Raw genomic sequence first — 26,528 nt, 5'->3', positions numbered from 1 at the left:
GCCGGGGTGCGCTTCCGCCGCGTGGTTCGGCCGCTTCTAGGGGCGCGCGGCGCCCGGCTCCTGCATGTCCGCCCTGGCGTTCAGCTGGTGCAGCAGCCGCGCCAGTTCCGCGATCTCCCCGCGGTCCCAGTCGGCCAGCTTGGTGACGTACTGGGCGCGGCGGGCGTCGCGGACCCGGCGGAAGCGGTCCAGGCCCTCCTCGGTGAGGCGCACCAGCGAGGCGCGCCCGTCGGCCGGGTCCGGCTCGCGCGCCACCAGGCCCAGGTCCTCCAGGGCGCGCAGCTGGCGGCTCATGGTCGCCTTGCCCACGCCGAAGTACGCGGCGAGTTCGGTGGCCCGCTGCGGACCGCCCTCCTCCAGACGTACGAAGAGCCCGTAGGCCGCGGCCTCCAGCTCGGGATGGACCGCGCGGGCCATCTCGCCGGAGGATGCCCTGGCACGCCTCAGGAAGACCGCCAGCTCGCGTTCGAGTGCGAGAAACTCCTGGTCCGGACCGTGCACATCAGCTCCCATTCCACGCTGCCTGGACGGGACAGTATTTCCCAGTCCCCCGGGGCCGGGGCCCCCGGCGTCGTCCACCGGGGGCCCTTTGGCTCAATCACGCGTCGCGGGGGTGGGGGTCCCCCCTGTTCGAGCGGAGTCGAGAACGCGGGGGAGCGTTCAGCAGGTGCCGGCCGGCCGCTCCCGGGTGACCAGGTCCGTCCAGCCGGTGGTGCCGTCCAGCCACACGACCCGGCGGCCGCCCGCGGCGGACGGGTAGAGCTGCTCACCGCGGTTGCACGACAGGCGCTCCTTGCGGGTGCCGTCGGCGCTGAGCTGCCACAGCTTGGGCAGGGTCTCGTTGCGGTACTGGGTGTCCGGCAGCGTGGTGTTCACCGTGACCGCCTCGTCCGAGGCCGTCAGGTCGAACGGGATCAGCGCGCCGGGCCCGGCCTCGGGGCTGAGGTCCACCGCGCCGGTGCCGTCGGGGTTCGAGCGGCGCACCGCCAGCTGCCCCTGGTCGGCGATGTTCTCGTCGACCAGCCAGAACACGTTCTTGCCGGTGATGCCGGTCTGGCCGATCGCCTGCGGCTCGCCGAGCTGCTGGACGAGCCGGGCGCTGCCGGTGGCGAGGTCGTACGTCTCCACGCCCAGCTTGTAGTCGTCCCCGCTGCGGTAGAGCTTGGCGTACGCGATCCTGCCGTCGCGCAGCGAGGGGAGCGCGCTGCCGACCTCGTACCCGCCGCCGTCCACGAGGGTGGGCTCGCGGTCGCCGGGCCTGAGGAAGCCGACGTGCCGCCCACCGAAGGTGTCGAAGACCTCGAAGACCACCGTGCCGTGCTCGACCCGCAGGTTCTGGACGGTGGTGGACGAGGTGTAGAGCGTCCTGACGGGGCCGCCGGCGAGCGGCCGGGAGAGGATGTCGACGCTGGTGGCGCCGAACGCGGCCCACACCACCGTGGTGCCGTCGGTGGCCGGATACACGTGGTAGCGCCCGTCGTTGGGGCTGATCAGCTTGGGCGTGCCCCGGCCGTCGACGCGTCCGGCGTAGACCGAGTAGGCCTCGGTGCCGTCGTCGTTGGACTGGGAGGTGGCCCACCAGCCGCCGCCGGCGGCCGTGCCCGTGCCGGTGGTGTCGACCTTGCCGAAGAGGCGGTCGGAGTCGACGCCGAGGGCGTTCTCCCAGCCGGGCACGATGCCGTGGGCGCTGAACGACCGCTTGACCACGTTCCGCTGCCTGGCGGAGAGCCCCATGTCCTTGGCGGCAGCGACCACCGCGTCACGGGCCTCGGTGTAGCCGTCCAGCGGCGTCATGTACGTGGAGAGCGCCTTGTAGACGAGCCGGTCCGCGAGGAAGGGGTCCTTGGGGTCGAGGTCCTGGCGGATGTCCCACAGGGCGCCCGAGAAGATGGTCGAGTTGAGGTGGACGCCGCCGTTGTCGGTGGAGAAGGTGACGCCGAGGTAGTCCTTGGACGTGGTGCGGCCGTCGTTGAGGTCGCGGAAGGCGCAGTCGCGGGGCTTGGCGGTGCGGCACAGGTCCTCGCCGATGAGCCCGGAGTCCGGGTCGTCCATCTTCGCGCCGCTCGCGGTGGTGTCGATGGCGTTGCCGAAGTAGTCCGCGAGCGCCTCGTTGAGGGCGCCGGACTGGCCCGCGTAGACGAGGTTCGCGGTGTTCTCCACCACCCCGTGGGTCATCTCGTGGCCGACGACGTCGAGGTCGGCGGAGAGCGTCCGGTACTGCTCGTCGCCCGCGCCGTACACCATCTTCTGGCCGTCCCAGAAGGCGTTGACGAACGGGCCGCCCGCGTAGGTGACGCCCACCAGCGAGTTGACGGCCATGCCGCGCCCGTCGAGGCTGTCGCGGCCGTGCACCTTCTTGTAGTAGTCGTAGACCTGCCCGGCCGCCCAGTGGGCGTCGACCGCGCCCGACTCGGTGGCGTCGCCGCTGTAGTGGGGGGACGGGCTGGTGAAGTCCTTGAGCCCGTCCGGCCAGCGCCCCGAGGCGTCGTCGACGTCGACCGCGCGGGCGTCCCAGGTGTGCAGGGTGTTCTTGCTGGTGGCCGCCATGCGCGCGTGGTCGACGAGGCTGTACCGCCGGTTCGCCCCGTCGTAGGCGACCTCCAGCGGGACCTGGTCGCCGTTGGAGCGGACGCCGGTGCCGCTGGTGCCGGGGCCGGGCGCGGCGGGCGCCTGCCGCACGGCGTCCGCCCCCGTCCCCGTCGCCGCCGCCGGGCGCGGTGAGCCGGGCCGGTCCGCGGCGAGCGTCCTGATCAGGCTGTACTGGAGCACCGGGAAGCCCGCGCGGGCGTCGACGTACACGTCCTGGAGGACCGGCCGGCCGGTGGCGGGGTCGGTGCCGCGCACGGTGACCCGGTAGGTGAGGACGCCGGCGCCCCTGGGGACGACGACCAGGCCGCCGGCCCGGCCGCTGAGCGCGGCCGCCGCACCGCTCTTCGCGCCCGCGGAGGGCCGGACGTCCTTCTTGCCGAGGGTGGCGCCGCCGAGCCGGGCGGCGACGGAGGAGACGGCCCGGCGCACGGCGAGGTCCTCGGTGACCGTCGCCGTCGTGGGAGCGGTCAGACCGGTGAAGTACTTGCCGGAGGTGCCGGTGACGACGCGCCTGCCGTCCTTCTTCTCCATCCGCACCACGTACTGGCCGCCGAGCACCTCGACGCCGTGGTGCCTCTGCTGGAGCCGTACGGTCTCGTCCGCGCCCTGGCGCAGGGTCTGGACGGGGGTGAGGTCGCGGCCGGGGTCGGCTATCCGGTAGCGGCTCTGTCTGGCGGCGAGGTGGCCGCGGGCCGCGTCGGCGGGCGCGGCCTTCGCGTCGGCGCTCTCGTGGAGGCCGTCCACGAGGGCGGGCGTCTCGGTGCCGGTGCCGGGCACCACGTCGGCGGCCGGCGGCACCTGCGGCGCGGGCGCTGCCTGGGCCGCCGGTACGGCGGTGGCGAGGAGGGCGGCGGCGCCGAGGAGGGCGGCGGCGCCCGCGCCCCGGACCGGTGAACCGGCCGTCCTGCTCCCCCGGGTGCGGCCTGTTCCGGCTCTGCCTGCTCTGGGCTTGTGCAAGGTCGTTCCTCCACGGGCCGATGCGAGGTGCCCCCCGCGGACGGCGTCGGCCGCGCGGGAGGCCGGTGGCGCCGGTGGGCGCCGACTGGTCATGACCATGCAAGCCCGGGAGGCGTGAACTCCTCAATGGGGCCTCTGTGTTGGCGGGGGCGCTTTGGCGCGAACGCGACCCGGGGCATCGCCCGGGAGCCGGGCGGCACGGCCGGGACGCGGCGCCCGGCGGCCAACCGCCCACGGCTGAAAGTTACTTGCGGACCGTTGCGGTCGCCCCAGCTCGCGCCCGCCGCGGCCACCCCGCCACAGGCATGGGCCAATGACAGTCCGGCAAGCTCTTTCGCGTCACGGTCTACGTGCGTAGCTTTTTCCGTATGACATGTCCACAACGACATGTCGATCCCCAGGCACGTCCCCCCACCCTTCGCCTTTCGGAGGCACGCAATGCCCGTGCACAGACCCGGAACGGCCCGTCGCGGTCCCCTCGCCGCGGCCGGAATCCTCCTCCTCTCCCTCGCCCTCCTGCTGACCGCGCCCGGCACCTCGACCGCGGCCGGGATCCCCGCCCGCGGCTCCGCCACCCTCGGCATGGGCGTCGCCGCCCACGACGGCACCGGCCCCCTCCCGCGCGACACCCGGACCATACAGACTGTGCAGTTGGAGGGCGTCGACACCAGCAGCCACAACGGCAACGTGGCCTGGAGCACCCTGTGGAACAGCGGGGTGAGGTGGGCCTACGTCAAGGCCACCGAGGGCACGTACTACACCAACCCGTACTTCGCCCAGCAGTACAACGGCTCGTACAACGTCGGCATGATCCGGGGCGCGTACCACTTCGCCACGCCCGACACCGCGAGCGGCGCCGCCCAGGCCGACTACTTCGTGGACCACGGCGGCGGCTGGTCGCGCGACGGCCGTACGCTGCCGGGCGCGCTCGACATCGAGTGGAACCCCTACGGCGCCGCCTGCTACGGCAAGTCCGCCGCCGGGATGGTCAGCTGGATCCGCGACTTCGTGAACCAGTACCGGGCCCGCACCGGACGTGACGCGGTCATCTACACCGCCACCAGCTGGTGGACCCAGTGCACCGGCAACTCCGGCGCCTTCGGCTCCACCGACCCCCTGTGGATCGCCCGCTACAACACCGACCCGGGCGCCCTGCCGGCCGGCTGGGGCTACTACACGATGTGGCAGTACACCTCCTCGGGACCGACGGTCGGCGACCACTCCCGGTTCAACGGGGCGTACGACCGGCTCCAGGCCCTCGCCAACGGCTAGGGAACACCGGTCCGACGGCCCCCGGCGCGCCGACGCGCGCCGGGGGCCTGCCCGTGCCGCGCGCCGTCATACGACAGGATGGTCACCATGCGCGTGCTGCGAACGGTGGGGCGGGTGACCGCCGCGGGGATGCTCGCCCTGGTCACGGGGTGCGGCGGGTCGGCCGTGTCGGCGCCCCAGCAGGACCGGCCCGACGAGGCGCCGCCCGCGCCCGCCCCGCAGTCCTCCGCCACCGCCACCGCCGGACTGCCGTTCGTGGGCGTCCTGGTCGACGGCGACAAGCACTGGTGCACCGCCGCCGTCGTCGCCGGCCCCCGGGGCAACGTCGTGGCCACCGCCGCGCACTGCGCCGACGCCGGGTCGGCGGGCTCGATGGAGTTCGCCCCCGGTTTCTCCGGCGCGGGCAAGGGCTCCTTCCCGTACGGGACCTGGAAGGTCAAAGCCGTGCAGACCGACGCGCGCTGGTCCGACGACGGCGACGACTCCGTCGACTACGCGTTCTTGACCCTGGAACCGGACGCCCGCGGCCGCAGCGTGCAGAGCGTGGTGGGGGCCGCCCAGCCCGACTGGGGTTCGGGGCCGCGTCGCCGGGTCACCGTCGTGGGCTATCCGGACGAGGACCACAACCCGGAGAACCGGCCCATCGCCTGCACCACCGACACCCGTCCGGACCCCGATCTGGCGAGCGACGTACGGATCGACTGCGCCGGATTCTGGACCGGCACCAGCGGCAGCCCCTGGCTGGCCGATCACCGCGGGCCCGACCGCCCCGGCCGTCTCATCGGGGTGCTGAGCGGCGGCGACACCGATGTGGCCTCCACCGCCGTGCTCTTCGACGCCCGTGCCCGGCGGCTGTACGAGAAGGCCGCGCGGGCGTAGCGCCCGCGCGGCCTTCTCACCGCTCCCCGCTCACACCGCGACCGGCACCGGCACCCGCGCCGGGGACAGCGCGATCTGAAGGACCTGGCGGACGTCGCTGACCGGGTGGACCTCCAGCTTCTCCAGGACCTCCGCCGGGACGTCGTCGAGATCCGGCTCGTTGCGCTTGGGGATCACCACCGTGGTGATGCCCGCGCGGTGCGCGGCGAGCAGCTTCTGCTTCAGGCCGCCGATCGGCAGCACCCGGCCGGTGAGCGAGACCTCCCCGGTCATCGCCACGTCGGTGCGCACCAGCCGGCCGCTGAGCAGCGAGGACAGCGCGGTGACCAGCGTGATGCCGGCGCTCGGGCCGTCCTTGGGGACCGCGCCCGCGGGGAAGTGGACGTGCACGCCCCGGTCCTTGAGGTCGGCCACCGGCAGCTCCAGCTCGGCGCCGTGCGAGCGCAGGAAGCTCAGGGCGATCTGCGCCGACTCCTTCATCACATCGCCCAGCTGGCCGGTGAGGGTCAGGCCCGCGGCCCCCGTCTCCGGGTCGGCCAGGGACGCCTCGACGAACAGGACGTCACCGCCCGCCCCGGTCACGGCGAGGCCGGTGGCCACCCCGGGCACCGAGGTGCGCCGCTCCGCCGGGTCCTGGGCGGACTCGGGGACGTGGTGCGGGCGGCCGATCAGCGCGCGCAGATCGTCGGGCGTGACCGTGAAGGGGAGCTCGCGCTCGCCGGTCTCGTGCTGGGCCGCGACCTTGCGCAGCAGCCGGGCGAGCGAGCGCTCCAGGTTCCGCACGCCCGCCTCGCGGGTGTACTCCCCCGCCAGCTTGCGCAGGGCCTCCTCCTCCAGGACGACCTCGCCGCCGTCGAGCCCGGCCCGCTCCAACTGGCGCGGGAGCAGGTGGTCGCGGGCGATGACGACCTTCTCGTCCTCGGTGTAGCCGTCGAGGCGGACGAGCTCCATCCGGTCGAGCAGCGCCTCCGGGATGGCCTCCAGGACGTTCGCCGTGGCCAGGAAGACGACGTCGCTCAGATCGAGCTCGACCTCCAGGTAGTGGTCGCGGAAGGTGTGGTTCTGCGCCGGGTCGAGGACTTCGAGCAGGGCCGCGGCCGGGTCGCCGCGGAAGTCGGAGCCGAGCTTGTCGATCTCGTCGAGCAGCACCACCGGGTTCATCGACCCGGCCTCCTTGACCGCCCGTACGATCCGGCCGGGCAGGGCGCCCACGTACGTACGCCGGTGGCCGCGGATCTCGGCCTCGTCCCGGACGCCGCCGAGGGCGACGCGGACGAACGTGCGGCCCATGGCGTGGGCCACGCTCTCCGCCACACTCGTCTTTCCCACACCGGGCGGGCCGACGAGGGCGAGCACCGCGCCGCCGCGCCGGCCGCCGACCACGCCCAGGCCCCGGTCGGCGCGGCGCTTGCGGACCGCCAGGTACTCGGTGATGCGCTCCTTCACGTCCTCCAGGCCCGCGTGCTCGGCGTCCAGGACCGCGCGGGCGCCCGCGATGTCGTAGACGTCCTCCGTCCGCTCCCGCCAGGGCAGTTCCAGGACGGTGTCCAGCCAGGTGCGGATCCAGGAGCCCTCGGGGGACTGGTCGCTGGAGCGCTCCAGCTTCTCGACCTCCTTGAGGGCGGCCTCGCGGACCTTCTCGGGCAGGTCGGCGGCCTCCACCCGGGCCCGGTAGTCGTTGGACTCCTCGCCCTCGGACTCGCCGTTGAGCTCGCGCAGCTCCTTGCGGACGGCGTCGAGCTGGCGGCGCAGCAGGAACTCGCGCTGCTGCTTGTCCACGCCCTCCTGGACGTCCTTGGCGATGGCCTCGGCCACGTCCTGCTCGGCGAGGTGCTCGCGCAGGTGGTCGGTGGCGAGCCGGAGCCGGGCGACCGGGTCGGCGGTCTCCAGGAGCTCCACCTTCTGGGCGGTGGTGAGGAAGGGTGAGTAGCCGGAGTTGTCGGCGAGGGCGGAGACGCCCTCGATCTGCTGGACCCGGTCGACGACCTGCCAGGCGCCGCGCTTCTTGAGCCACTCGGTGGCGAGCGCCTTGTACTCCTTGACCAGTTCGGTGACCTGGCCGGGCAGCGGTTCGGGGACGCTCTCCTCGACCTGGGCGCCCTCGACCCACAGGGCGGCGCCGGGGCCGGTGGTCCCGGCGCCGATGCGCACCCGGGCCACGCCGCGGATGAGCGCGCCGGGGTCGCCGTCGGAGAGCCGGCCGACCTGCTCCACGGTGCCGAGCACGCCGGTCGCGGCGTAGGCCCCGTCGACGCGCGGGACAAGCAGCACCCGGGGCTTGCCCGCCGAGGGACCGTCGGCCCGGACCGCGGCCTGTGCGGCTTCGACGGCGGCGCGCACCTCGGTGTCGGACAGGTCCAGCGGCACGACCATCCCGGGCAGCACGACCTCGTCGTCGAGCGGCAGCACAGGCAGGGTGAGCGGTGCGGACGAGTGAGCCATGATCTCCCCTTCGGCAGTCAAGTTGAGCTATGCCGACTCAATGCATGTGAGCCCGGGAATGTTCCCCCGGCCATGTTCGCTCTGAGCGATCATCTCTTGTAAGAGTCACATCACTGAAAGGACTATTACCACCTCGTACGTTCGCAAGGGGGCGGTCATGGAGTCGGTACCGGAGCTCGTCGAGGCCTGGACCAGGGGGTGGGTGGTCTCGCGCGGCGCGGCGGCGCCGGTCGCCGAGCCGTGGGGCTGGAGCATCGACGTCGGCCGGGTCGAGCAGGTGTGCCGGCACGTCCTGCCCGAGCCCGACGAGGCCTCGGTGCGCAAGCTGGCCCGCGCGGCGGCCGTGCCGGGCACCTGGCTGAAGCTCTTCGCGGACGACGACACGGTCCGGCCGTGGCTCGGCCCCGGCTGGGCGTACGACCAGCCCGGCTTCCTGATGACGGTGCCGCTGGCCCCGGCCGAGGCGCCGGTCCCGGCCGGTTACACGCTCACCCGCTGGACCACCGGCGGCGTCCTGCGCGTCCTGGTGCGCACCGGGGACGGCCACTTCGCCGCCCGCGGCCAGATCGCCCCCACCGGCACGACCGCCGTCGCCGACCGGATCGAGACGGCGCCCGGGCACCGCCGCCGGGGCCTGGGCAGCGTCGTCATGCGCACGCTCCAGAGCGGCGCCCACGCCGCGGGGGCCACCATGGGCGTCCTGGTCGGCACCCCCGAGGGCCGGGACCTGTACGGATCGCTCGGCTGGACGACGCGCTCGCCCATGGCGAGCCTGTACTTCGCTCCCACCGATCCGGCATCCTCGGCTCCATGAGCCTCTTGGGCAGGACCACCACCACCGGAGCACTGCTGCTCGCCACCCTGCTCGCGGCGACGGCCTGCGACTCCGGCGACTCGACGGCGGACGGCGCCTCCAAGTCGCCCACCCCGGCGCCGAGCACGACCCTGAGCGCCCAGCCGCCGGCCACCTCCCCGGCTCCGGGCACCTCCCCGGCGGGCACGGCCACGGCCACGCCGCCCGCCCGGCAGGGCCAGTTGCTCCGGCTCGTGGTGAGCGGCGGGTTCGCGGGGGTGCACAACGAGCTGGTGGTCAAGGACGACGGCTCGTACACCTCCACCCGCCGGGACGGGCAGAAGACCACCGGCACGCTGACGCGGGAGGAGCTGGCGAAGCTGCGCGAGGCGCTGGTGGACGCGGACTTCGCGCATCTGCCGCCGCGCCCGACCGGGCGCCCGATCGCCGACGCGCTGATGTACCAGTTCACGTACGAGGGACACGTCGTCCTCGCCGACGACGTGCACCAGACCCCGGGGCTACGGGCCGTGCGGGCCCGGCTGCCCGTCGGCTACCGCTGACGGTCCGCCGCCGGACCGGGCGGCCCGGCGCAGCACCGGCCAGCAGACGACACCGACGAGCAGGGCGGTCGGATGGCCCCAACTGGCCAGCGGGTCCGCCATGTCCAGCAGGTCCTGGGTCAGGAGCACGGCCATCACCCCGAGCACCGGCCACCGCAGCAGCGGGGGCAGCAGCCCGGCGAGCGCGCCGACGCTCGCCATCAGCCCGAAGCTGATCCCGTAGTCCAGGCGGTGCAGCGAGGAGTCCGGCAGCTGCCCCGCCGCGACGGAGACACCCACCGGCACCTCGGTGACCAATGTCGCCACCACATGGCCGAGCAGGAACACCCCGGCCGTGCGCAGCCCGCCGACGCGGCGCTCCAGGGCGGTGAGGATGAAGACGAAGCCGACGGCCCACGGCGAGGAGATGCCGCCCGCGATCCACAGCGCGCTGGCCACCAGCACCAGCACGGGCGTACGCGTGAGGTGCTGCACGTCGGTGCTGGAGCCCTCGAGGAGCGTACGGACCGTGTCCGGGTCGCCGAACTCCATGTAGAGCGAGGTCAGGAGCAGCAGCAGGGTGTACCCGAAGGTGAAGGGCGTGCCGGCCGGGGTCGGTACGAGGCGGGCGGCGCGACGCCACACATCGCGCGCGCCCGGTCCGGCGGGCGCCCCGGGGCTCCGGGCCGCGTCCGCGCCGCCGCTCACGCGCACGGCGGGGCCGGCGGCCTCGCGGTCGCGCGCGGCGTCCTCGCCGAGGACGGCCTCGTCGTCAAGTTCCGTCGGAGGGGCCACCGCGACGTCCCCGTCCTCCACTGCCCGGTCGGCCGTCTCCTCGGCCGTCGGCCGCTGCCGCGGGATGCCGTCGAGCAGGTCCGCCCGTTCGCGCGTTCTCTCAGGGTGCACCGGTGAGGCCCCTTCCACCGGGCGCCCCGCTCGCACCCGGAACCACAAGCCACGCCGGTGATCGTCCGGCCTTGCTGCTTACGCTTGTACAACGCTCACCCTCTGCGAACGCTCCCGTCCGCGTCTATGACTTGTGCCACATCGGACAACCTTCGACGCAGGCCGCGCGTCGGCCTTCGAGCCGTTCGCTCCGCATCATGAGGAGGTCCTTCGATGTCCATCGCCGACCCGATCGCCGCCCCGGTCGTCCTCGACCGGCGCGAGGGCCCGTACGGGGAGGTGGTCCTGCGCCGGCGCGGTCCGCACTTCGAGATCATCGCCAACGGCACCTTCCTGATGGACACCTCCGACGGACGCTCGGAGCGGCTGCTGGTGGACGCCGCGTACGAGGCGCTGGCGGACCGCCGCGAGCGGCCCTCGGTGCTCATCGGCGGGCTCGGCGTCGGCTTCTCCCTCGCGCACGCCGCCGCGAGCGGGCGGTGGGGCCGGATCGCCGTGGTGGAACGCGAGTTGGCCGTCATCGACTGGCACCGCTCGGGCCCCCTCGCACCCCTCTCCGAAGCCGCCCTGGCCGACCCCCGCACCGAGGTCCTGCACACCGATCTGGTCGCCTATGTGAGGAGTGCTCCGGACACCTTCGACGCGCTCTGCCTGGACATCGACAACGGCCCCGACTGGACCGTGACCCGGAGCAACGACAGCCTCTACTCCCCCACCGGCCTCGCGGCCTGCCGGGACCGGCTCACTCCCGGCGGAGTGCTCGCCGTGTGGTCCGCGCAGCCGTCGCCCGCCTTCGAGGAAGCTCTCCGTAATGCCGGATTCCACGGGGTTAGGACCGAAGAGATCACAGTTGCCCGGGGCGTCCCCGACGTGGTCCATCTCGCCGTTCGCCCTGCGTAGCCGGGACGCGGCCGGTGCCTCTAGTCTCTGACCGACACGAGGGATCACCCCACGGATCCCCGGAAGCAATATCAGGGCGGGGCGATGGAGCAGGCACACACCACCCACAACGGCGTAGCGGCCACCCCCGGCGCCCAGCGCCGGGTGCTGGTCGTCGAGGACGACACGACGATCGTCGACGCCATCGCGGCGCGGCTGAGGGCCGAGGGCTTCCAGGTCCAGACCGCCCTCGACGGCCCGGCGGCCGTCGACACCGCCGAGGCGTGGCAGCCGGACCTGATGGTCCTGGACATCATGCTGCCGGGCTTCGACGGGCTGGAGGTGTGCCGCCGCGTGCAGGCCCGTCGGCCGGTCCCGGTGCTGATGCTGACGGCCCGCGACGACGAGACGGACATGCTGGTCGGGCTCGGCGTCGGCGCGGACGACTACATGACCAAGCCGTTCTCGATGCGGGAGCTGGCGGCCCGGGTGCACGTGCTGCTGCGCCGGGTCGAGCGGGCCACGCTGGCCGCCGCCACCCCGCGCACCGGCATCCTGCGCCTGGGCGAGCTGGAGATCGACCACGCGCAGCGCCGGGTCCGGGTACGCGGCGAGGACGTCCACCTCACCCCGACCGAGTTCGACCTGCTGAGCTGCCTGGCGAACACCCCGCGCGCGGTGCTCTCGCGCGAGCAGCTGCTCGCCGAGGTCTGGGACTGGGCGGACGCCTCGGGCACCCGGACCGTGGACAGCCACATCAAGGCGCTGCGCCGGAAGATCGGGGCCGAGCGCATCCGCACGGTCCACGGCGTGGGATACGCGCTGGAGACCCCGGCGCCATGAGCCGGGCGGCGGCCGGGGCGGTGCACGGACGGACCCGGCGGGACGGGCCCCGGGGCCGGGCCCGCGACCGGCTGCGCGAGCGGCTGAAGGGCGGGCTGCGGGAGGTCTCCATCTCCATCAAGACCAAGCTCGGCTCGCTCGTCGTGGTCTCGGTCTTCATCACCACCGGGCTGCTGATGGTGGCCGTGCAGACCCGTACCGAGCTGCGGTTCATCACCGTCTTCTCGGTGATCGCCACCCTGCTGATCACCCAGTTCGTGGCGCACGGCCTGACCGCGCCGCTGGACGAGATGAACACCGTCGCCCGGGCCATCTCTCACGGCGACTACACCCGGCGGGTGCGCGGCGCCGACCGCCGCGACGAGCTCGGCGACCTCGCCTCCACGATCAACCGCATGGCGGACGACCTGGAGGCCGTGGACCGCCACCGCAAGGAGCTCGTGGCGAACGTCTCGCACGAGCTGCGCACCCCGATCGCGGCGCTGCGGGCGGTCCTGGAGAACGTGGTGGACGGCGTCTCGGCCGCCGACCCCGAGACGATGCGCACGGCCCTGAAGCAGACCGAGCGCCTCGGGCGCCTGGTGGAGACCCTGCTGGACCTCTCCCGCCTGGACAACGGCGTCGTACCGCTGCGGGCGCACCGCTTCGAGGTCTGGCCGTACCTGTCGGGCGTGCTCAAGGAGGCCAACCTGGCCGCGTCCCGGCGCGGGCTCTCCTCCGGCTCCGGCAACCACACCCGTACCGACGTCCATCTGCACCTGGACGTCTCGCCGCCGGAGCTGACCGCGTACGCGGACCGGGAGCGGCTGCACCAGGTGGTGGCCAACCTCATCGACAACGCGGTCAAGCACTCGCCGCCGCACGGCCGGGTCACCGTACGGGCCCGGCGCGGCCCGCAGCCCGAGTCGCTGGACCTGGAGGTCCTGGACGAGGGCCCGGGCATCCCGAAGTCGGAGTGGCACCGGGTCTTCGAGCGGTTCAACCGGGGCGACGCCTCGGCGCCGCACGGGCCGGGCAGCGACGGCGGCACGGGACTCGGCCTGGCGATCGCCCGCTGGGCGGTGGATCTGCACGGCGGTCAGATCGGCGTGGCCGAATCCTCACGCGGATGCCGTATCCAGGTCACCCTTCCGGGAGCACCCCGGGCGACGAATTGACGTAGGGTTCGAACCGGAAGCACACGTTCTGCGTGTGGGTAGGTACGAGCACATGGTCTTCGGACCGTGGGGCACACGGTCCTCGGGGCCGTGGCCGCTGCGAGGCGTACCCAGAGGAAGCAGAACCTGATCTGTTTCCCGCCAAATCCTGCCCTGAAACTCGCTTTCCGGTGTGACTTACGCGACTGTGGCACGCCCGGTCTGCACCTCCAGGCCAGGGAGGCGTAGCCTTGATTCCCGCTGTCCATCACCTTGTGAAGCGGAAGAGGGCGGTTGCCGCCGTGTCGTCTCAGTCCCCCAGTAATTCGAGCGTCTCGACCGACCAAGACGGGCAGGGCAAGAACCCTGCAGCCGGCTTCGGTGCCAATGAGTGGCTCGTCGACGAGATCTACCAGCAGTACCTCCAGGACCCCAATTCGGTCGACCGTGCCTGGTGGGACTTCTTCGCCGACTACAAGCCGGGTGCCTCCGGCACGGCGGACAAGCCTGTCGAGGGTGCTCCCGCCGCAGCCGCGGGGGCTGCGGTAAGCGCCCCCGCCGCAGCCCCGGCCGCCCCGGCCCCGGCCCCCGCCGCCCAGGCTCCGGCCGCGCCCGCGCAGCCCGCGGCCGCCGCCCCTGCCCAGGCCCCGGCCCCGGCGCAGACCCCGGCTCCGGCTCCGGCTCCCGCGAAGGCCGCTCCGGCGCCCGCCGCGAAGCCCGCCGCCGCTGCCGCCAAGGCCGCCCCGGCGACCGAGGCCCCGGCCGGTCCGGAGTACGTCACCCTGCGCGGCCCCGCCGCCGCCGTGGCGAAGAACATGCACGCCTCCATCGACGTCCCGACCGCCACCTCGGTGCGCGCGGTGCCGGTGAAGCTGCTGTTCGACAACCGGATCGTCATCAACAACCACCTCAAGCGCGCCCGGGGCGGGAAGATCTCCTTCACCCACCTCATCGGGTACGCCATGGTGCAGGCCATCAAGGCCATGCCGTCGATGAACTACTCCTTCACGGAGAAGGACGGCAAGCCCACCCTGGTCAAGCCGGAGCACATCAACTTCGGTCTCGCCATCGACCTGGTGAAGCCCAACGGCGACCGCCAGCTGGTCGTCGCGGGCATCAAGAAGGCCGAGACGCTCAACTTCTTCGAGTTCTGGCAGGCCTACGAGGACATCGTCAAGCGGGCCCGCCAGGGCAAGCTCACGATGGACGACTTCTCGGGCGTGACGGTCTCCCTCACCAACCCGGGCGGCCTCGGCACCGTCCACTCCGTGCCGCGTCTGATGCCCGGGCAGTCGGTCATCATGGGCGTCGGCTCGATGGACTACCCGGCCGAGTTCCAGGGCACCTCCCAGGACACCTTGAACAAGCTGGGCATCTCCAAGGTGATGACCCTCACCTCGACGTACGACCACCGCGTCATCCAGGGCGCCGCCTCCGGCGAGTTCCTGCGGATCGTCGCCAACCTCCTCCTCGGCGAGGACGGCTTCTACGACGGCATCTTCGAGTCGCTGCGCATCCCCTACGAGCCGGTCCGCTGGCTCAAGGACATCGACGCCAGCCACGACGACGACGTCACCAAGGCCGCGCGCGTCTTCGAGCTGATCCACTCCTACCGGGTCCGCGGCCACGTCATGGCCGACACCGACCCGCTGGAGTACCGCCAGCGCAAGCACCCCGACCTGGACATCACCGAGCACGGGCTCACCCTGTGGGACCTGGAGCGCGAGTTCGCGGTCGGCGGTTTCGCGGGCAAGTCCCTGATGAAGCTGCGCGACGTCCTCGGCGTGCTGCGCGACTCGTACTGCCGCACCACCGGCATCGAGTTCATGCACATCCAGGACCCCAAGCAGCGCAAGTGGATCCAGGACCGGGTGGAGCGCTCGCACTCCAAGCCGGAGCGCGAGGAGCAGCTGCGCATCCTGCGGCGTCTGAACGCGGCGGAGGCGTTCGAGACGTTCCTCCAGACCAAGTACGTCGGCCAGAAGCGCTTCAGCCTCGAAGGCGGCGAGTCGGTCATCCCGCTGCTCGACGCGGTCATCGACAGCGCGGCCGAGTCGCGTCTGGACGAGGTCGTCATCGGCATGGCCCACCGCGGCCGGCTGAACGTCCTGGCCAACATCGTCGGCAAGTCGTACGCGCAGATCTTCCGCGAGTTCGAGGGCAACCTCGACCCGAAGTCGATGCACGGCTCCGGTGACGTCAAGTACCACCTGGGCGCCGAGGGCACCTTCACGGGCCTGGACGGCGAGCAGATCAAGGTCTCGCTGGTCGCCAACCCCTCGCACCTGGAGGCGGTGGACCCGGTCCTGGAGGGCGTCGTCCGCGCCAAGCAGGACGTCATCAACAAGGGCGGCACGGACTTCACGGTCCTGCCCGTCGCCCTGCACGGCGACGCGGCCTTCGCGGGCCAGGGCGTGGTGGCCGAGACCCTGAACATGTCGCAGCTGCGCGGCTACCGCACCGGCGGCACGGTCCACATCGTCATCAACAACCAGGTCGGCTTCACCGCCGCCCCGGAGTCGTCGCGCTCCTCCATGTACGCCACCGACGTGGCCCGCATGATCGAGGCGCCGATCATCCACGTGAACGGCGACGACCCGGAGGCCGTGGTCCGCGTCGCGCGGCTGGCCTTCGAGTTCCGCCAGACGTTCAACAAGGACGTCGTGATCGACCTCATCTGCTACCGCCGCCGCGGTCACAACGAGGGCGACAACCCGCAGTTCACCAACCCGCAGATGTACAACCTGATCGACAAGAAGCGCTCGGTGCGCAAGCTGTACACCGAGTCGCTGATCGGTCGCGGCGACATCACCCTGGAAGAGGCGGAGCAGGCGCTCCAGGACTTCCAGGGCCAGCTGGAGAAGGTCTTCGCCGAGGTCCGCGAGGCCACCTCGCAGGCGGGCGAGATCCAGTCCCCGGAGCCGCAGGCCGAGTTCCCGGCGGCGGTGAGCACCGCGGTCTCCCAGGAGGTCGTCAAGCGCATCGCCGAGTCGCAGGTGAACATCCCCGACCGGATCAAGGTCCACCCGCGGCTGATGCCGCAGCTCCAGCGCCGCGCCGCCTCGGTCGAGGACGGCACGATCGACTGGGGCATGGGCGAGACCCTGGCCATCGGCTCGCTCCTGATGGAGGGGACCCCGGTGCGCCTCTCCGGCCAGGACACCCGCCGCGGCACCTTCGGCCAGCGCCACGCGGTCCTGGTCGACCAGGAGACCGGCGAGGACTACACCCCGCTGATGTACCTCACCGAGGAGCAGGCGCGGTACAACGTCTACGACTCGCTGCTCTCCGAGTACGCGGCGATGGGCTTCGAGTACGGCTACTCGCTGGCCCGTCCCGAGTCCCTGGTGATGTGGGAGGCGCAGTTCGGCGACTTCGTCAACGGCGCGCAGACGGTCGTCGACGAGTTCATCTCCTCGGCCGAGCAGAAGTGGAACCAGACGTCCGGCGTCACGCTGCTGCTTCCGCACGGCTACGAGGGCCAGGGCCCGGACCACTCGTCCGCCCGCCCCGAGCGCTTCCTCCAGATGTGCGCGCAGAACAACATGACGGTCGCGATGCCGACGCTCCCGTCGAACTACTTCCACCTCCTGCGCTGGCAGGTGCACAACCCGCACCACAAGCCGCTCATCGTCTTCACCCCGAAGTCGATGCTGCGTCTGAAGGCGGCGGCCTCCAAGGTGGAGGAGTTCACCACGGGCGGCTTCCGTCCGGTGATCGGTGACGAGTTCGTCGACGCCAACGCGGTCCGCAAGGTCGTCTTCTGCGCCGGCAAGGTCTACTACGACCTGAAGGCCGAGCGCGAGAAGCGCGGCGCGACGGACACGGCGCTGATCCGTCTGGAGCGCCTGTACCCGCTGCCGGGTGCGGAGCTCCAGGCCGAGATCGCCAAGTACCCGAACGCCGAGAAGTACCTGTGGGCCCAGGAGGAGCCGGCGAACCAGGGCGCCTGGCCGTTCATCGCGCTCAACCTGATCGACCACCTGGACCTGGCGGTCGGCGCGGACGTCCCGCACGGCGAGCGCCTGCGCCGCATCTCGCGCCCGCACTCCTCGTCGCCCGCGGTGGGCTCGAAGAAGCGGCACGAGCAGGAGCAGGAGCAGCTGTGCGCGGAGGTCTTCGACGCGTAGCCGCCGGACGCGGCCGCCGAGTCCGGGCGGCTGTGCGCCCGGGGCGGTAGCTGTACGGAGGGCCCGGCATCCCGAGGAATCGGGGTGCCGGGCCCTCCGGCGTACGCGGGCGCCGGGTCCTCCGGCGTACGCGGGCGCCGGGTCCTCCGGCGTACGCGGGCCCGCTAGGCGCCGCCCCCGGGGTCGTCCCGGGGCCCGTCCCCGTGTTCGGCGCTGTGTCCGGCCCTGTGATCGGCGCTGTGTCCGGCCCTGTTTTCGTCCGCGTCCCCGTCCTCGCCCGTGTCCCCGACCGCGTCCTCGTCCGCGCCGGGCCTGGGCGGCACCCGTATGGTGACGGCCCCGCTGGCCAGGTCTATGGGGCCCCGCCCGGGGTCGGCGTCCCCGACCTCGTCGAGCGTGATCTCCAGTCGCCGCCGCTCCTCCTCCTCGTGCCGCTTGCCAGGCGCGAAGAGCTCGTTCATGGCCGATCCGAACACGAGCGGTCACCTCCGGTATGTGGTCCCGTACCCACATAACGCCGCGCGGGGGCTGTCAGATCCCGATCATGGCGGGCAATACCGGGCCCCGGGCGCGGCCCTCCGCCCCTGCCCCTCCTACAGCAGCCCCAGCGCCTTCTTGCTCTCCACGTACATCTGCACCAGCTGCGGCCGGTGGGAGCGGAACGCGAGGGGGAAGCTCGCGAGGATCTCGTCGTAGCCCTCCGCCTCCCGCGGGTCCTCCAGGAGGCCGAAGACCAGGTGCCCGCCGGACTTGGGGCTGCCCTCGGTGATCGCCGTACGGAGGCGGTCGACCTCGTCGGCGGGGACGCCGGGGAAGAGGTCGCGGACGACCGGCTCCTCGGTGTCCAGGTGCCCGGCCAGGATGTCGCGGACCTTGCGCGCCGCCGTCGTGCCGGCCTCCGCGGCCCGCTTCACCGCGGGCGAGTCCTGCTCGTCGCCCGCCTCGTTGGCGGCCGACAGCAGCTCCACCGCCCGGCTCAGACCGCCCAGCTCCCGGTCCAGCTCCGCGTGCTCCTCGTCGAGGGTGTCGAACGCCGCCACCGAGTCCGGGTACAGCCCGTGCAGGACGGGCCAGAACAGCTCGTCCTCCGACTCGTGGTGGTGGTGGGTGAAGTCGATGAGCCACTGCGTCGTGTCGATCAGTTCCTTGACGCTGACCTGGTCGCCCTCGCCCAGGCGCTCGAAAGCGTTCGCCACCAGTTCCGTTCCCCGCCGCAGGATCGCGTGCACGGCGAGGAACTCCTGATACATACGGGCGCCCGGGTTGTCTGTCGCGGCGGTCATGTCGAGTATCCCCCAGTTATTTGACGCTCATGGACCGAACACTGCCGCGAGGGTACGCAAAAGCTCCGCGCGCCCCATAGGGGTGTTCGACTGCGATCACCCCGCAGTTGAACGCACGCGGTCACCGTCGCTTTCTTCCGAAAGACGACCGTGTTTCCACCGTACCTATTTTTCCTTTTCTTCCACAGAGCCAGGCTCTGTGCAATTCTTGATCCACGCCGGGAGAAAGTCCGGTGCATTCGAGAGACACACAAGCGACGCTCTAGTGAAACTCCATTTTGCTGGAATTGGGAAGGACGACATTCGATGACTCGGCCCGTCGTGGCGGTGACCGCCGACCTGACAACGGTGAATTGGAACATTTGGGGAGAGGTGCGGGTGGCCCTTCTCCCGTGGGAGTACATGGAGAAGGTCCACGAGGCCGGCGGAGCCCCGGTCCTCGTGCCGCCGATTCCGGACGCGGTCGACGAGGTGATGGCGCGGGCCGACGCCCTGCTCATGAGCGGCGGGGCCGACATCGATCCCGCTCTTTACGGTGCCGAGCGCGAGAAGTTCACCTTCCCGCCGCACCAGGCCCGGGACACCGCCGAACTCGCGGCGCTCGCTGTCGCCGAACGGCGCGGGATTCCGGTGCTCGGCGTCTGCCGCGGCCTCCAGCTGATCTCCATCATCCGCGGCGGCACGCTCGACCAGCACCTGCCCGAGCATTCGCCGGCCGTGCCCGGGACGTACGAGCCGCGCGAGATACAGGTGAAGCCGGACTCCCTGCTCGGCAGCGCCCTCGGGCCGACCGCCACCGTCTACTGCCACCACCACCAGGGCATCGACAAGCTCGGCGCCGGTCTGGTCGCCACCGCCTGGTCGGACGACGGGGTCATCGAGGGCGCCGAGGCCGAGGACCCCTCCGCCCCGTTCCTCGCCGGGCTCCAGGCCCACGGTGAACTCGGCAGCGACACCCTCCCCCTCTTCGAGGCCTTCATCGAGGCCGCGAGGAAGCAGCAGCGGTAGGGAGAGGGAGGGAGGGGCCGGGGCCGGACGTCCCCGGCCCCGCCCTCCCTCTCCTCCCCACGCGAAAACGGCCCGCTCACCGCAACGTCCTTGCGGTGAGCGGGCCGTCCGCCGTCGAGCCGTCCGCCCGACCGCCGGCCGTCGGGGGTGTCGGCCGGCACCAGCAGCTGTACGGGGGTGATCAGCTGTTGGGGTCGGCAACCTGGCCGATGGCCACGTGCAGACGGTTCCACAGGTTCGCGGTGGCGACCGAGAGGACGATCGCCGCGAGCTGCTGCTCGTTGAAGTGCTTCGCCGCGTCGTTCCACACCTCGTCCGAGACCGCGTCCTCACGGTCCGCGAGGCGGGTCACGGCCTCGGAGAGCGCCAGGGCCGCGCGCTCGGCGTCCGTGAAGTAGGGGGTGTTGCGCCAGGCGGCCACGGCGAACAGACGCTCGTCCGAGGTCTCGCCGGCGGCCTTCGCCAGACGCGGGTGACGGTCCGCGTTGGCGCCGTCGCCGTTGATCTGGCTCGCCCGCAGATGCAGCAGCTCAAGCAGCTTCACATCGACGCCGGGAACTTCCTTGCTGGCCTTTCCGAGCGCCACCAGAGCGTCAATGGCACCGGGAACGACAAAAGCAGGGTGCTTGGCCCGAGCGGTCATGATTTGCTCTCCTCAAAAAGATTCACGTAAACGCCGAACACTTCATACGGGAAACCGCGACGTCGGACGCCGACCGGCCCTGCCAGAACATCCACACCGGTCGGCTTCCTCCGTCACAGCTATGACGAAACGTGGCGCGTGAATGTGACGGGAGTCAGGTGTGACCCACGCCACATCGATGCGTCGGGCACGTCTGTGCGCTGGGCGCTTGCCTAAGGACGGCGTAAGATCCAGATCCCGGGGCACCAGAGGTACGGGGTGGAAGCGGGAGCGGGAGCAGGGCGGGGGCGGGGCGCAGAGCCCGGAAAATCCGCCACATCCGGCGGTTCTTTACCCAGAGTCGAGTGGCTTCAATCCGAGCAGAATTCGCGATTGCTACAGGATTTTGACACCGCCGTCAGTTCTTTGACAGGTACGTCAGAGCAGCCACAGGCGGGCTTGCCGCGACGGGTGGGTTCGAGCACATGATCAAAGCGGGTTGCCGCCGAGGGCCTGCCAGCCGCGCGGACATTTCCGACCCGCATACCCCTTACCCCCCGTATTTCCCGACTCTGGGGAGAAACATGGACATCGAAGTGCTGGGTGCACTGTCGGTGCGGAAGAACGGGTTATCGATCGCGCCCACTGCCCCGAAGCCGCGGCAGGTGCTGGCCCTCCTCGCGCTCCACTGTGACCAGGTGGTGCCGCTGGCGACGCTGGCGGAAGAGCTCTGGGACGACACCCCGCCGCGCAGTGCCCGTACCACCGTACAGACGTATGTGATGCAGCTCCGCGAGCTCATCGGCGAGGCGCTGGCCCGCCGGGACGGCGAGCGCCGCAGCCCCAAGGACGTCCTCGTCACCCTGCCCGGCGGCTACCGCCTGGAGACCGCGGACGGCGAAGGCACCGTGGACTTCCGCGAGTTCGAGCGGCGCGCCACGGCCGGCCACCGCGCCATGGACGTCGGTGACCACGAGGGCGCCGCCCGGCTGCTGCGCGAGGCGCTCGCCCTGTGGACCGGGCCCGCCCTGACGGGTGTGCACCAGGGCAGCCGGCTGAGCACCGAGGCCGAGCGGCTCGAAGAGGCCCGGCTCGCCGCCCTCGACCGGCGCATCGAGGCCGATCTGCGCCTGGGCCGCCACCGCGAACTGCTCTCCGAACTGACCGTCCTGGTCAGCCGCTATCCCATGCACGAGGCGCTGCACGGCCAGTACATGCTGGCGCTGCACCGCTCCGGGCGGCGCAGCGAGGCGCTCGGCGCCTACCAGCGGCTGCGCGCGACCCTCGTCGCCCGCGCGGGGATCGAGCCCTCGGCCGCACTCGGCCGGCTCCAGATGGCCATCCTCGCGGCCCGGCCCGGCTCGCCCGTGCCCGACAGCGCCCCCGTCACCGAGCGGCTCGCCGCCCGCGCGAGCTGACCCCGTACGCACCCTCCCCCGGCGGCTTGGCCCCGGGGGGAGACAACGATGTCCCGGCGCACCCCCGCCTTTTACCCGAGAGGAAGCCGTGAAAATCCAGGTCCTGGGCCCCTTGAGTGCCGAAGTGAACAGAGTCTCCGTCGTCCCCACGGCGGGCAAGCCCCGTCAGATCCTCGCGCTGCTCGCCCTGTACCCGGGGCGCGTCATCCCCGTACCGACCCTGATGGAGGAGATCTGGGGCACCGAGCTGCCGCAGAGCGCGCTCACCACCCTCCAGACGTACATCCTCCAGCTGCGGCGGCGGCTGGCCGGGGCCATGGGGCCCGATGCACGACTTTCGGCCAAGGATGTTCTGGCCACCCGCTACGGCGGCTATCTGCTCCAGATCCCGTCCGAGGCCGTCGACGTGCACACGTATGAGCAGTTGGCGGCGGAGGGCCAGCTGGCGTTCGACGAGGGCCACAACGAGCGGGCGGCGGACTGCTTCCGGCGCGCGCTCGACCTGTGGGAGGGGCCCGCGCTGGTGGACGTGCGGGTCGGGCCGATCCTCGACATCGAGGTCATGCGCCTGGAGGAGAGCCGGCTGGTGGTGAGGGAACGCCGGATCGACGCCGACTTACGCCTCGGCCGGCACGCCGAACTCACCGCCGAGCTCACCGATCTGATCGCGCGTCACCCCCAGCACGAGGGGCTGCACTCGCAGGCCATGGTGGCCCTCTACCGCTCCGGGCGCCAGGCCACCGCGCTCGATGTGTACCGCAAGCTGCGCGGGCGGCTCATCGAGGACCTCGGTGTGGAGCCCTCGCCGCAGCTCCAGCGGCTGCACCAGGCGATCCTCGCCGTCGACCCCCAGCTCGACGTCGTCGCGGGCCCGCGCCGCACCTCCACCTTCGACCTGTACGCGGCCTGATCCCGGCCGTGTGCAACCCGGGCGGCTCGCCGTGCCGCCCCCGCACGGCCATGCTCGAACAGCCCGTGCTCGTATCCATGCGAAGGGGGAGCAGATGTACGAGAACAGGGAAGACCGGGAAGATCATGAGTTTCGGCCGGGTGACCTCGCCGCCGTCGCTCCTCCGCTCCGGCTCGCCGGGGCGGAGGAGGACGGTGACGAGCTGAACATCATCCGGGGGATCGACTGACCGCCCCGTCCGCGACGGGCACGGCCGCCCGCTCAACGGGCGAGACGGCCGTCCCGTACGGCACCACCGGCCGCGGGTACCGCGGCGAACGACGCCCCCGCCGACCGGGGGCGCCTTCGTCCGTCCGGCCCCCGGGGGAGCTCCGGTCCCCGGGCGGGCACGGCTAGTTCTCCGTGCCGAACCAGCGCTCCAGCGCCTCGCGGAGCTTGCCGCCGTCGGGCGCGGTCCAGGCCACGTGCCCGTCGGGGCGCAGCAGGACGGCCTCGGGGTCGCCGTCCGCCGCCTTCTCGGCCGGGACCCAGGCGCCGGTGACCACGTCCACCCGGTCCGCCCAGCCCTCGGCGAGCTCGGCGGCCTCGCGGGAGTCTGCGGTGGTGATCAGAACGCCGCGCGCGCTGTGCAGCAGTTCGGCGATCCGGACCCGGCCGCCCCCGGCGAGCTCGACCTCGCGGTCCGGCGAGAAACGCAGGCCCAGCAGCGGGTGGCCGGTGGCGCCCATGTCGTACCGCACGTCCAGGCCGCTGACCTGCCCGGCCAGATGGCGGGCGACGTCCGGGGACTCGACGAGCTCGCGCATCACCGCGCGCAGCGGCTCCATCTCGTCGCCGGTGAGGTAGAGGCGGGTCTGGGCGCGGGTGTTGCGCATCAGCTGCTCGCCGACCGGGTGGCGCTCGGACTGGAAGGTGTCGAGGAGGCCCTCGGGCGCCCAGCCGTTGATGGCCGCGGCCAGCTTCCAGCCCAGGTTCACCGCGTCCTGCACGCCGACGCTCATGCCCTGCGCGCCGGCCGGCATGTGGATGTGGGTGGCGTCGCCGGCCAGGAAGACCCGGCCCTTGCGGTACTGGGAGGCCTGGCGGGTGGTGTCGGTGAAGGCGCTGATCCAGCGGACCTCGGCGTGGTGCAGGGACTCCCCCGTCATCCGCTGCCAGGCGTCGGCGACGACCTCGAAGGTGAGCTGGCTCTTGTCCTCGTGGGGGCGCAGCTTCTCGTCGTGGATGACGATCCGGTCGACGCCGTTCTCCAGGTTGAACGCCATCACCATGCCGCCGGGCACCTGCTCCCCGATCGGCCGCTGGCGCACCCCGGCACCCACCAGGTCGGCCATGTACATGCCCCGGGTGGCCTCCCAGCCGGGGAAGTCGATGCCCGCGGTCTTGCGGACGACCGAGCGCGCCCCGTCGCAGCCGACGAGGTACCGGGCCTCCTCCTCGCCCGGCCCGCCGGGGCCCTCGAAGGACACGACGACTCCGTCCTCGGTCTCCCGGAACCCCGTCACCTCGTGGTTGCGGTGGACGGTGACCCCGAGCTCCCCCAGCCACGCCTCCAGGATCTCCTCGGTACGGAACTGGGGGACGCCCCGGACGCTGAAGTGGTTGTCCTCCAGCTTGGAGAAGTCGATGCGCACCCCGCCGAAGTGGCCCTGGGCCCACTCGACGTCGCCGAAGCGGGCGAGCAGACCGCGCTGGTCGAAGACCTCGGCGGCGCGGCGGGTGAAGCCCACGCCCCGGGACTCGCCGCTCGGCCCGGGCAGCCGGTCGTACACGGCCACGTCCACGCCGCCGAGCTTGAGTTCACCGGCGAGCATCAACCCGACCGGTCCGGCCCCGACGATGATTGCGCCCTGAGTCATGTCACTCTCCTCGTACACATGTTGAACAGGCCTTGGGATAGGTGCCGTTGACCGGTCCGCCCCGGATCGGGCCGGTCAGGCGAGGAACGTGAGCAGCTCGCGGGTGAGCAGCTCGGGCTGCTCCTCGGGGATGTAGTGGATGGACCGGTCCGCGTGGACCACGCGGACGTCCGGCGCCAGCGTCGGCAGGACCTGCCGGAACTGGCCGTAGGTGAGCTGGGAGCCGACGCCGAGCACCGGCGCGGTGACCTTGCCGTAGGTCTTCAGGTCCGCGATGTCCTGGTGGGCCGCCTTGTACCAGGCGGCCCCGGCCCGGACGGCGTCCGGCGAGTCGTAGCGCTGGGCGTAGACCGCCCGGTCGAAGGCGGGGACGAGGCTCTGGTCGGGCAGGGAGTTGGCGAAGAGCCAGTCGATGATGTGCCGCATCCGGCCTGCGGCCAGTTGCTCGGGCAGGCCCTGCACCTGGTTGAACGCCCACCACCAGAGGTTGAAGCCCTGGCCGGGCCGGGGCAGGAGGGGGATGTCGTACTGGGTCTCGTCGACGTGCAGGGTGTCGACGAGCGCGAGCCTGCGGGTGGCCGCCGGGTGGTTGGCGGCGAAGCTGTACGCCACCATCGCGCCCATGTCGTGGCCGACGACGTTCACCCGGCTGTAGCCGAGCGAGCGCACCAGCTCGTACACGTCGCGGGCCATCGTCTTCTTGTCGTAGCCGCCCTGCGGCTTGTCGGAGCCGCCCATGCCGCGGATGTCGACCGCGATGACGCGGTGGCCGCCGCGGGCCAGCTCCGGCATGACGTGCCGCCAGGCCCACCAGGTCTGGGGCCAGCCCGCGAGCAGGACCACCGGTTCGCCCGTGCCTCCGGCGACGTAGTGCAGCCGCACGCCGCCTCCGTACCCGTGGTGGCTGCGGAAACCGCCGGGCAGGGACCTGGCCAGGGCGGCGTCCGTGGGAACGCGGTGCCCCGGGGCGGCCCCGGCGGGTTCGGCGGCGGCGACACCGCCGGCCATGGCGAGGGCGGCGGACCCGGCGCCCAGGCTGATCATCTTTCTGCGGTCCAGCGACATGCTGCGTCCTACCTGTCCTACGTGTGCCTGCATGGGGGGACGTGCCGGTGCCTGTGGGGGGTGGCAGGTGTGCGGGCCCTGACGGCCGTCAGCCGCGGAACGGGCCCGCGTACTCCTCGGCCCACTCGGTGAAGGGCCGCGCGGGGTGGCCGGTCAGCTTCTCGACGTCACCGGTGAGCGGGACCGGGGAGGAGCTGGCCGCCCACAGGTCGAGCAGCGCGTCCGCGATGTCGCCCGGCATGAAGTCGGGCTTGTTGGCGCGCCACACGGCCGGGGGGACCTCGGTGACCGGGATGGACCGGCCCGCGGCGGCCTCGATGGCCGCGATGTGCTGGGTGAAGGTGAGCGCCTCGGGGCCGGTGAGGTGGTACGAACGGCCGCGCAGCGACGGGTCGGTGAGCACCGCGAGCGCCGCCTCGGCGACGTCCCGCTCGTTGACCGGGTCGGCGTAGCTGTTGGGGTACGGCAGGCCGACCGTGCCGCGCGCCTTGAGCTGCCAGGCCCACGGCATGGCGTTGCTGGCGAGGGCGCCGCAGTTCAGCGGGGTCGAGGTGATCGAGGAGGCGGCGAGCGCCTGCTCGACGGCGAGGTGGGGCGCGGCGATCGGGTTGACGGCGGCGTCGGGGCGCAGCACCGCGTCGGCGGACATGATGACGACGTGCTCGACACCGGCCTGCTCGGCCTGCTCGACGAACTCGCCGATCGCGGCGGCCTCGCAGTACAGGAAGACCGAGGTGACCCCGGCGAGCGCGGCGGGAAAGTCGGCGGGCTCGTCGAGCGCCAGCTTCACGGACTCGACGCCCTCGGGCAGCGAGAGCTTCTCGGGGCTGCGCGAGCCGGCGCGTACGGCGACGCCCCGGGCGGCCAGCAGCCGCACGAGGTGCGAGCCGACTTTGCCGCTGCTGCCGGTGACGAGGACGGTCATGGTGGGGTTCCCTTTCGGACGGTGCTGGGGGTGGGGGTGGGCGTGCGGCCAGGGCCTGTCCGGCGGGTGG

The 26,528-nt window shown here is 72.1% G+C and carries 22 protein-coding genes; 12 read left to right on the top strand and 10 right to left on the bottom strand.

All coding sequences use genetic code 11. The annotated features are described in order from the left end of the window. Nucleotides 1-36 precede the first annotated feature (36 nt). Both ABZ404_RS07030 and ABZ404_RS07025 read right to left on the bottom strand, forming a co-directional pair. A complete protein-coding gene (locus tag ABZ404_RS07030) occupies nt 37-513 on the bottom strand; it encodes a MarR family transcriptional regulator (protein ID WP_358835890.1) in 477 nt (158 codons plus the stop codon). Between the two features lie 147 nt (nt 514-660). Continuing rightward, nucleotides 661-3,546 carry a M4 family metallopeptidase gene (locus ABZ404_RS07025; RefSeq protein WP_358835891.1) on the bottom strand — a complete coding sequence of 962 codons (2,886 nt, stop codon included), beginning with the start codon at nt 3,544-3,546 and terminating at the stop codon, nt 661-663. A 438-nt stretch (nt 3,547-3,984) separates the two neighbouring features. Between ABZ404_RS07025 and ABZ404_RS07020 the strand changes: the two genes are divergently transcribed. Both ABZ404_RS07020 and ABZ404_RS07015 read left to right on the top strand, forming a co-directional pair. After that, nucleotides 3,985-4,818, top strand: a complete 834-nt coding sequence (locus tag ABZ404_RS07020; RefSeq protein ID WP_358835892.1) for a lysozyme — start codon at nt 3,985-3,987, stop codon at nt 4,816-4,818. Between the two features lie 87 nt (nt 4,819-4,905). After that, complete coding sequence (locus ABZ404_RS07015) at nt 4,906-5,697, top strand: trypsin-like serine protease (protein ID WP_358835893.1); 792 nt, start codon at nt 4,906-4,908, stop codon at nt 5,695-5,697. A gap of 30 nt (nt 5,698-5,727) precedes the next feature. Here the strand turns inward: ABZ404_RS07015 and lon are convergent, their stop codons facing one another. Then, a complete protein-coding gene (gene lon, locus ABZ404_RS07010; RefSeq protein WP_358990209.1) occupies nt 5,728-8,139 on the bottom strand; it encodes an endopeptidase La in 2,412 nt (803 codons plus the stop codon). A gap of 157 nt (nt 8,140-8,296) precedes the next feature. On the opposite strand from lon, the gene ABZ404_RS07005 reads away from it, so the two are divergent. After that, nucleotides 8,297-8,953, top strand: a complete 657-nt coding sequence (locus tag ABZ404_RS07005) for a GNAT family N-acetyltransferase (RefSeq protein WP_358837471.1) — start codon at nt 8,297-8,299, stop codon at nt 8,951-8,953. Continuing rightward, nucleotides 8,950-9,495, top strand: a complete 546-nt coding sequence (locus tag ABZ404_RS07000) for a hypothetical protein (protein ID WP_358837470.1) — start codon at nt 8,950-8,952, stop codon at nt 9,493-9,495. Before ABZ404_RS07005 ends, ABZ404_RS07000 begins: the two co-directional genes overlap by 4 nt. Here the strand turns inward: ABZ404_RS07000 and ABZ404_RS06995 are convergent. Further along, nucleotides 9,454-10,380, bottom strand: coding sequence for a rhomboid-like protein (locus tag ABZ404_RS06995; RefSeq protein ID WP_358990206.1), 927 nt, complete (start codon nt 10,378-10,380; stop codon nt 9,454-9,456). The two genes, ABZ404_RS07000 and ABZ404_RS06995, sit on opposite strands and share 42 nt — an antisense overlap. A 213-nt stretch (nt 10,381-10,593) precedes the next feature. Here ABZ404_RS06995 and ABZ404_RS06990 point away from each other — a divergent pair, with 213 nt between their 5' ends. The 4 genes from ABZ404_RS06990 (at nt 10,594) to ABZ404_RS06975 (ending at nt 17,368) form a co-directional block, all read left to right on the top strand. Next, on the top strand, nt 10,594-11,280 hold the full coding sequence (locus ABZ404_RS06990; protein ID WP_358836517.1) for a spermidine synthase: 687 nt from the start codon (nt 10,594-10,596) through the stop codon (nt 11,278-11,280). A gap of 84 nt (nt 11,281-11,364) precedes the next feature. Beyond that, on the top strand, nt 11,365-12,102 hold the full coding sequence (locus ABZ404_RS06985; protein ID WP_067163879.1) for a response regulator transcription factor: 738 nt from the start codon (nt 11,365-11,367) through the stop codon (nt 12,100-12,102). Beyond that, nucleotides 12,099-13,259 (top strand): ATP-binding protein, encoded by a 1,161-nt coding sequence (locus tag ABZ404_RS06980; protein ID WP_358836516.1) that lies wholly within the window; start codon nt 12,099-12,101, stop codon nt 13,257-13,259. The genes ABZ404_RS06985 and ABZ404_RS06980 overlap by 4 nt, the downstream gene beginning before the upstream one ends. Nucleotides 13,260-13,540: 281 nt before the next feature. Beyond that, nucleotides 13,541-17,368, top strand: coding sequence for a multifunctional oxoglutarate decarboxylase/oxoglutarate dehydrogenase thiamine pyrophosphate-binding subunit/dihydrolipoyllysine-residue succinyltransferase subunit (locus tag ABZ404_RS06975; RefSeq protein ID WP_358836515.1), 3,828 nt, complete (start codon nt 13,541-13,543; stop codon nt 17,366-17,368). Nucleotides 17,369-17,532: 164 nt separating this feature from the next. Here the strand turns inward: ABZ404_RS06975 and ABZ404_RS06970 are convergent, their stop codons facing one another. Both ABZ404_RS06970 and ABZ404_RS06965 read right to left on the bottom strand, forming a co-directional pair. Next, the gene (locus ABZ404_RS06970) at nt 17,533-17,844 is read right to left on the bottom strand and encodes a DUF6191 domain-containing protein (protein ID WP_358836514.1); all 312 of its coding nucleotides are present in this window, start codon (nt 17,842-17,844) and stop codon (nt 17,533-17,535) included. 117 nt (nt 17,845-17,961) lie between these two features. Beyond that, nucleotides 17,962-18,651 (bottom strand): hemerythrin domain-containing protein, encoded by a 690-nt coding sequence (locus ABZ404_RS06965; protein ID WP_358836513.1) that lies wholly within the window; start codon nt 18,649-18,651, stop codon nt 17,962-17,964. A gap of 306 nt (nt 18,652-18,957) precedes the next feature. On the opposite strand from ABZ404_RS06965, the gene ABZ404_RS06960 reads away from it, so the two are divergent. Further along, entirely contained in the window at nt 18,958-19,659 is a 702-nt protein-coding gene (locus ABZ404_RS06960; RefSeq protein WP_358836512.1) for a gamma-glutamyl-gamma-aminobutyrate hydrolase family protein, read from the top strand. A 181-nt stretch (nt 19,660-19,840) separates the two neighbouring features. On the opposite strand, the gene ABZ404_RS06955 is transcribed toward ABZ404_RS06960, so the two are convergent. After that, nucleotides 19,841-20,302 (bottom strand): carboxymuconolactone decarboxylase family protein, encoded by a 462-nt coding sequence (locus tag ABZ404_RS06955; RefSeq protein WP_067163869.1) that lies wholly within the window; start codon nt 20,300-20,302, stop codon nt 19,841-19,843. Between the two features lie 563 nt (nt 20,303-20,865). Here ABZ404_RS06955 and ABZ404_RS06950 point away from each other — a divergent pair. The 3 genes from ABZ404_RS06950 (at nt 20,866) to ABZ404_RS06940 (ending at nt 22,838) form a co-directional block, all read left to right on the top strand. Next, on the top strand, nt 20,866-21,699 hold the full coding sequence (locus ABZ404_RS06950) for an AfsR/SARP family transcriptional regulator (RefSeq protein WP_358835021.1): 834 nt from the start codon (nt 20,866-20,868) through the stop codon (nt 21,697-21,699). Nucleotides 21,700-21,787: 88 nt separating this feature from the next. Further along, nucleotides 21,788-22,609 (top strand): AfsR/SARP family transcriptional regulator, encoded by an 822-nt coding sequence (locus ABZ404_RS06945; RefSeq protein WP_358835022.1) that lies wholly within the window; start codon nt 21,788-21,790, stop codon nt 22,607-22,609. Between the two features lie 94 nt (nt 22,610-22,703). Then, nucleotides 22,704-22,838 (top strand): hypothetical protein, encoded by a 135-nt coding sequence (locus ABZ404_RS06940; RefSeq protein ID WP_358835023.1) that lies wholly within the window; start codon nt 22,704-22,706, stop codon nt 22,836-22,838. Nucleotides 22,839-23,001: 163 nt separating this feature from the next. Here the strand turns inward: ABZ404_RS06940 and ABZ404_RS06935 are convergent, their stop codons facing one another. From ABZ404_RS06935 to ABZ404_RS06925, 3 genes are all read right to left on the bottom strand, one after another. Continuing rightward, nucleotides 23,002-24,468, bottom strand: coding sequence for an FAD-dependent monooxygenase (locus tag ABZ404_RS06935; RefSeq protein WP_358835024.1), 1,467 nt, complete (start codon nt 24,466-24,468; stop codon nt 23,002-23,004). A gap of 75 nt (nt 24,469-24,543) precedes the next feature. Continuing rightward, complete coding sequence (locus tag ABZ404_RS06930; protein WP_358835025.1) at nt 24,544-25,533, bottom strand: alpha/beta hydrolase; 990 nt, start codon at nt 25,531-25,533, stop codon at nt 24,544-24,546. Between the two features lie 88 nt (nt 25,534-25,621). Continuing rightward, complete coding sequence (locus tag ABZ404_RS06925; RefSeq protein ID WP_358835026.1) at nt 25,622-26,458, bottom strand: NAD(P)H-binding protein; 837 nt, start codon at nt 26,456-26,458, stop codon at nt 25,622-25,624. Between the last annotated feature and the right edge of the window lie 70 nt (nt 26,459-26,528).

Source organism: Streptomyces sp. NPDC005878 (genome assembly GCF_040629815.1).
GTDB lineage: Bacteria > Actinomycetota > Actinomycetes > Streptomycetales > Streptomycetaceae > Streptomyces.
This window is presented reverse-complemented; position numbering and strand designations above follow the sequence as displayed.

Coding starts and splice junctions, on each gene's coding strand:
- ABZ404_RS07030 (WP_358835890.1), bottom strand. CDS start 513: ATGGGAGCTGATGTGCACGGTCCGGACCAGGAGTTTCTCGCACTCGAA.
- ABZ404_RS07020 (WP_358835892.1), top strand. CDS start 3,985: ATGCCCGTGCACAGACCCGGAACGGCCCGTCGCGGTCCCCTCGCCGCG.
- ABZ404_RS07015 (WP_358835893.1), top strand. CDS start 4,906: ATGCGCGTGCTGCGAACGGTGGGGCGGGTGACCGCCGCGGGGATGCTC.
- lon (WP_358990209.1), bottom strand. CDS start 8,139: ATGGCTCACTCGTCCGCACCGCTCACCCTGCCTGTGCTGCCGCTCGAC.
- ABZ404_RS07005 (WP_358837471.1), top strand. CDS start 8,297: ATGGAGTCGGTACCGGAGCTCGTCGAGGCCTGGACCAGGGGGTGGGTG.
- ABZ404_RS07000 (WP_358837470.1), top strand. CDS start 8,950: ATGAGCCTCTTGGGCAGGACCACCACCACCGGAGCACTGCTGCTCGCC.
- ABZ404_RS06990 (WP_358836517.1), top strand. CDS start 10,594: ATGTCCATCGCCGACCCGATCGCCGCCCCGGTCGTCCTCGACCGGCGC.
- ABZ404_RS06985 (WP_067163879.1), top strand. CDS start 11,365: ATGGAGCAGGCACACACCACCCACAACGGCGTAGCGGCCACCCCCGGC.
- ABZ404_RS06980 (WP_358836516.1), top strand. CDS start 12,099: ATGAGCCGGGCGGCGGCCGGGGCGGTGCACGGACGGACCCGGCGGGAC.
- ABZ404_RS06965 (WP_358836513.1), bottom strand. CDS start 18,651: ATGACCGCCGCGACAGACAACCCGGGCGCCCGTATGTATCAGGAGTTC.
- ABZ404_RS06960 (WP_358836512.1), top strand. CDS start 18,958: ATGACTCGGCCCGTCGTGGCGGTGACCGCCGACCTGACAACGGTGAAT.
- ABZ404_RS06955 (WP_067163869.1), bottom strand. CDS start 20,302: ATGACCGCTCGGGCCAAGCACCCTGCTTTTGTCGTTCCCGGTGCCATT.
- ABZ404_RS06950 (WP_358835021.1), top strand. CDS start 20,866: ATGGACATCGAAGTGCTGGGTGCACTGTCGGTGCGGAAGAACGGGTTA.
- ABZ404_RS06940 (WP_358835023.1), top strand. CDS start 22,704: ATGTACGAGAACAGGGAAGACCGGGAAGATCATGAGTTTCGGCCGGGT.
- ABZ404_RS06935 (WP_358835024.1), bottom strand. CDS start 24,468: ATGACTCAGGGCGCAATCATCGTCGGGGCCGGACCGGTCGGGTTGATG.
- ABZ404_RS06930 (WP_358835025.1), bottom strand. CDS start 25,533: ATGTCGCTGGACCGCAGAAAGATGATCAGCCTGGGCGCCGGGTCCGCC.
- ABZ404_RS06925 (WP_358835026.1), bottom strand. CDS start 26,458: ATGACCGTCCTCGTCACCGGCAGCAGCGGCAAAGTCGGCTCGCACCTC.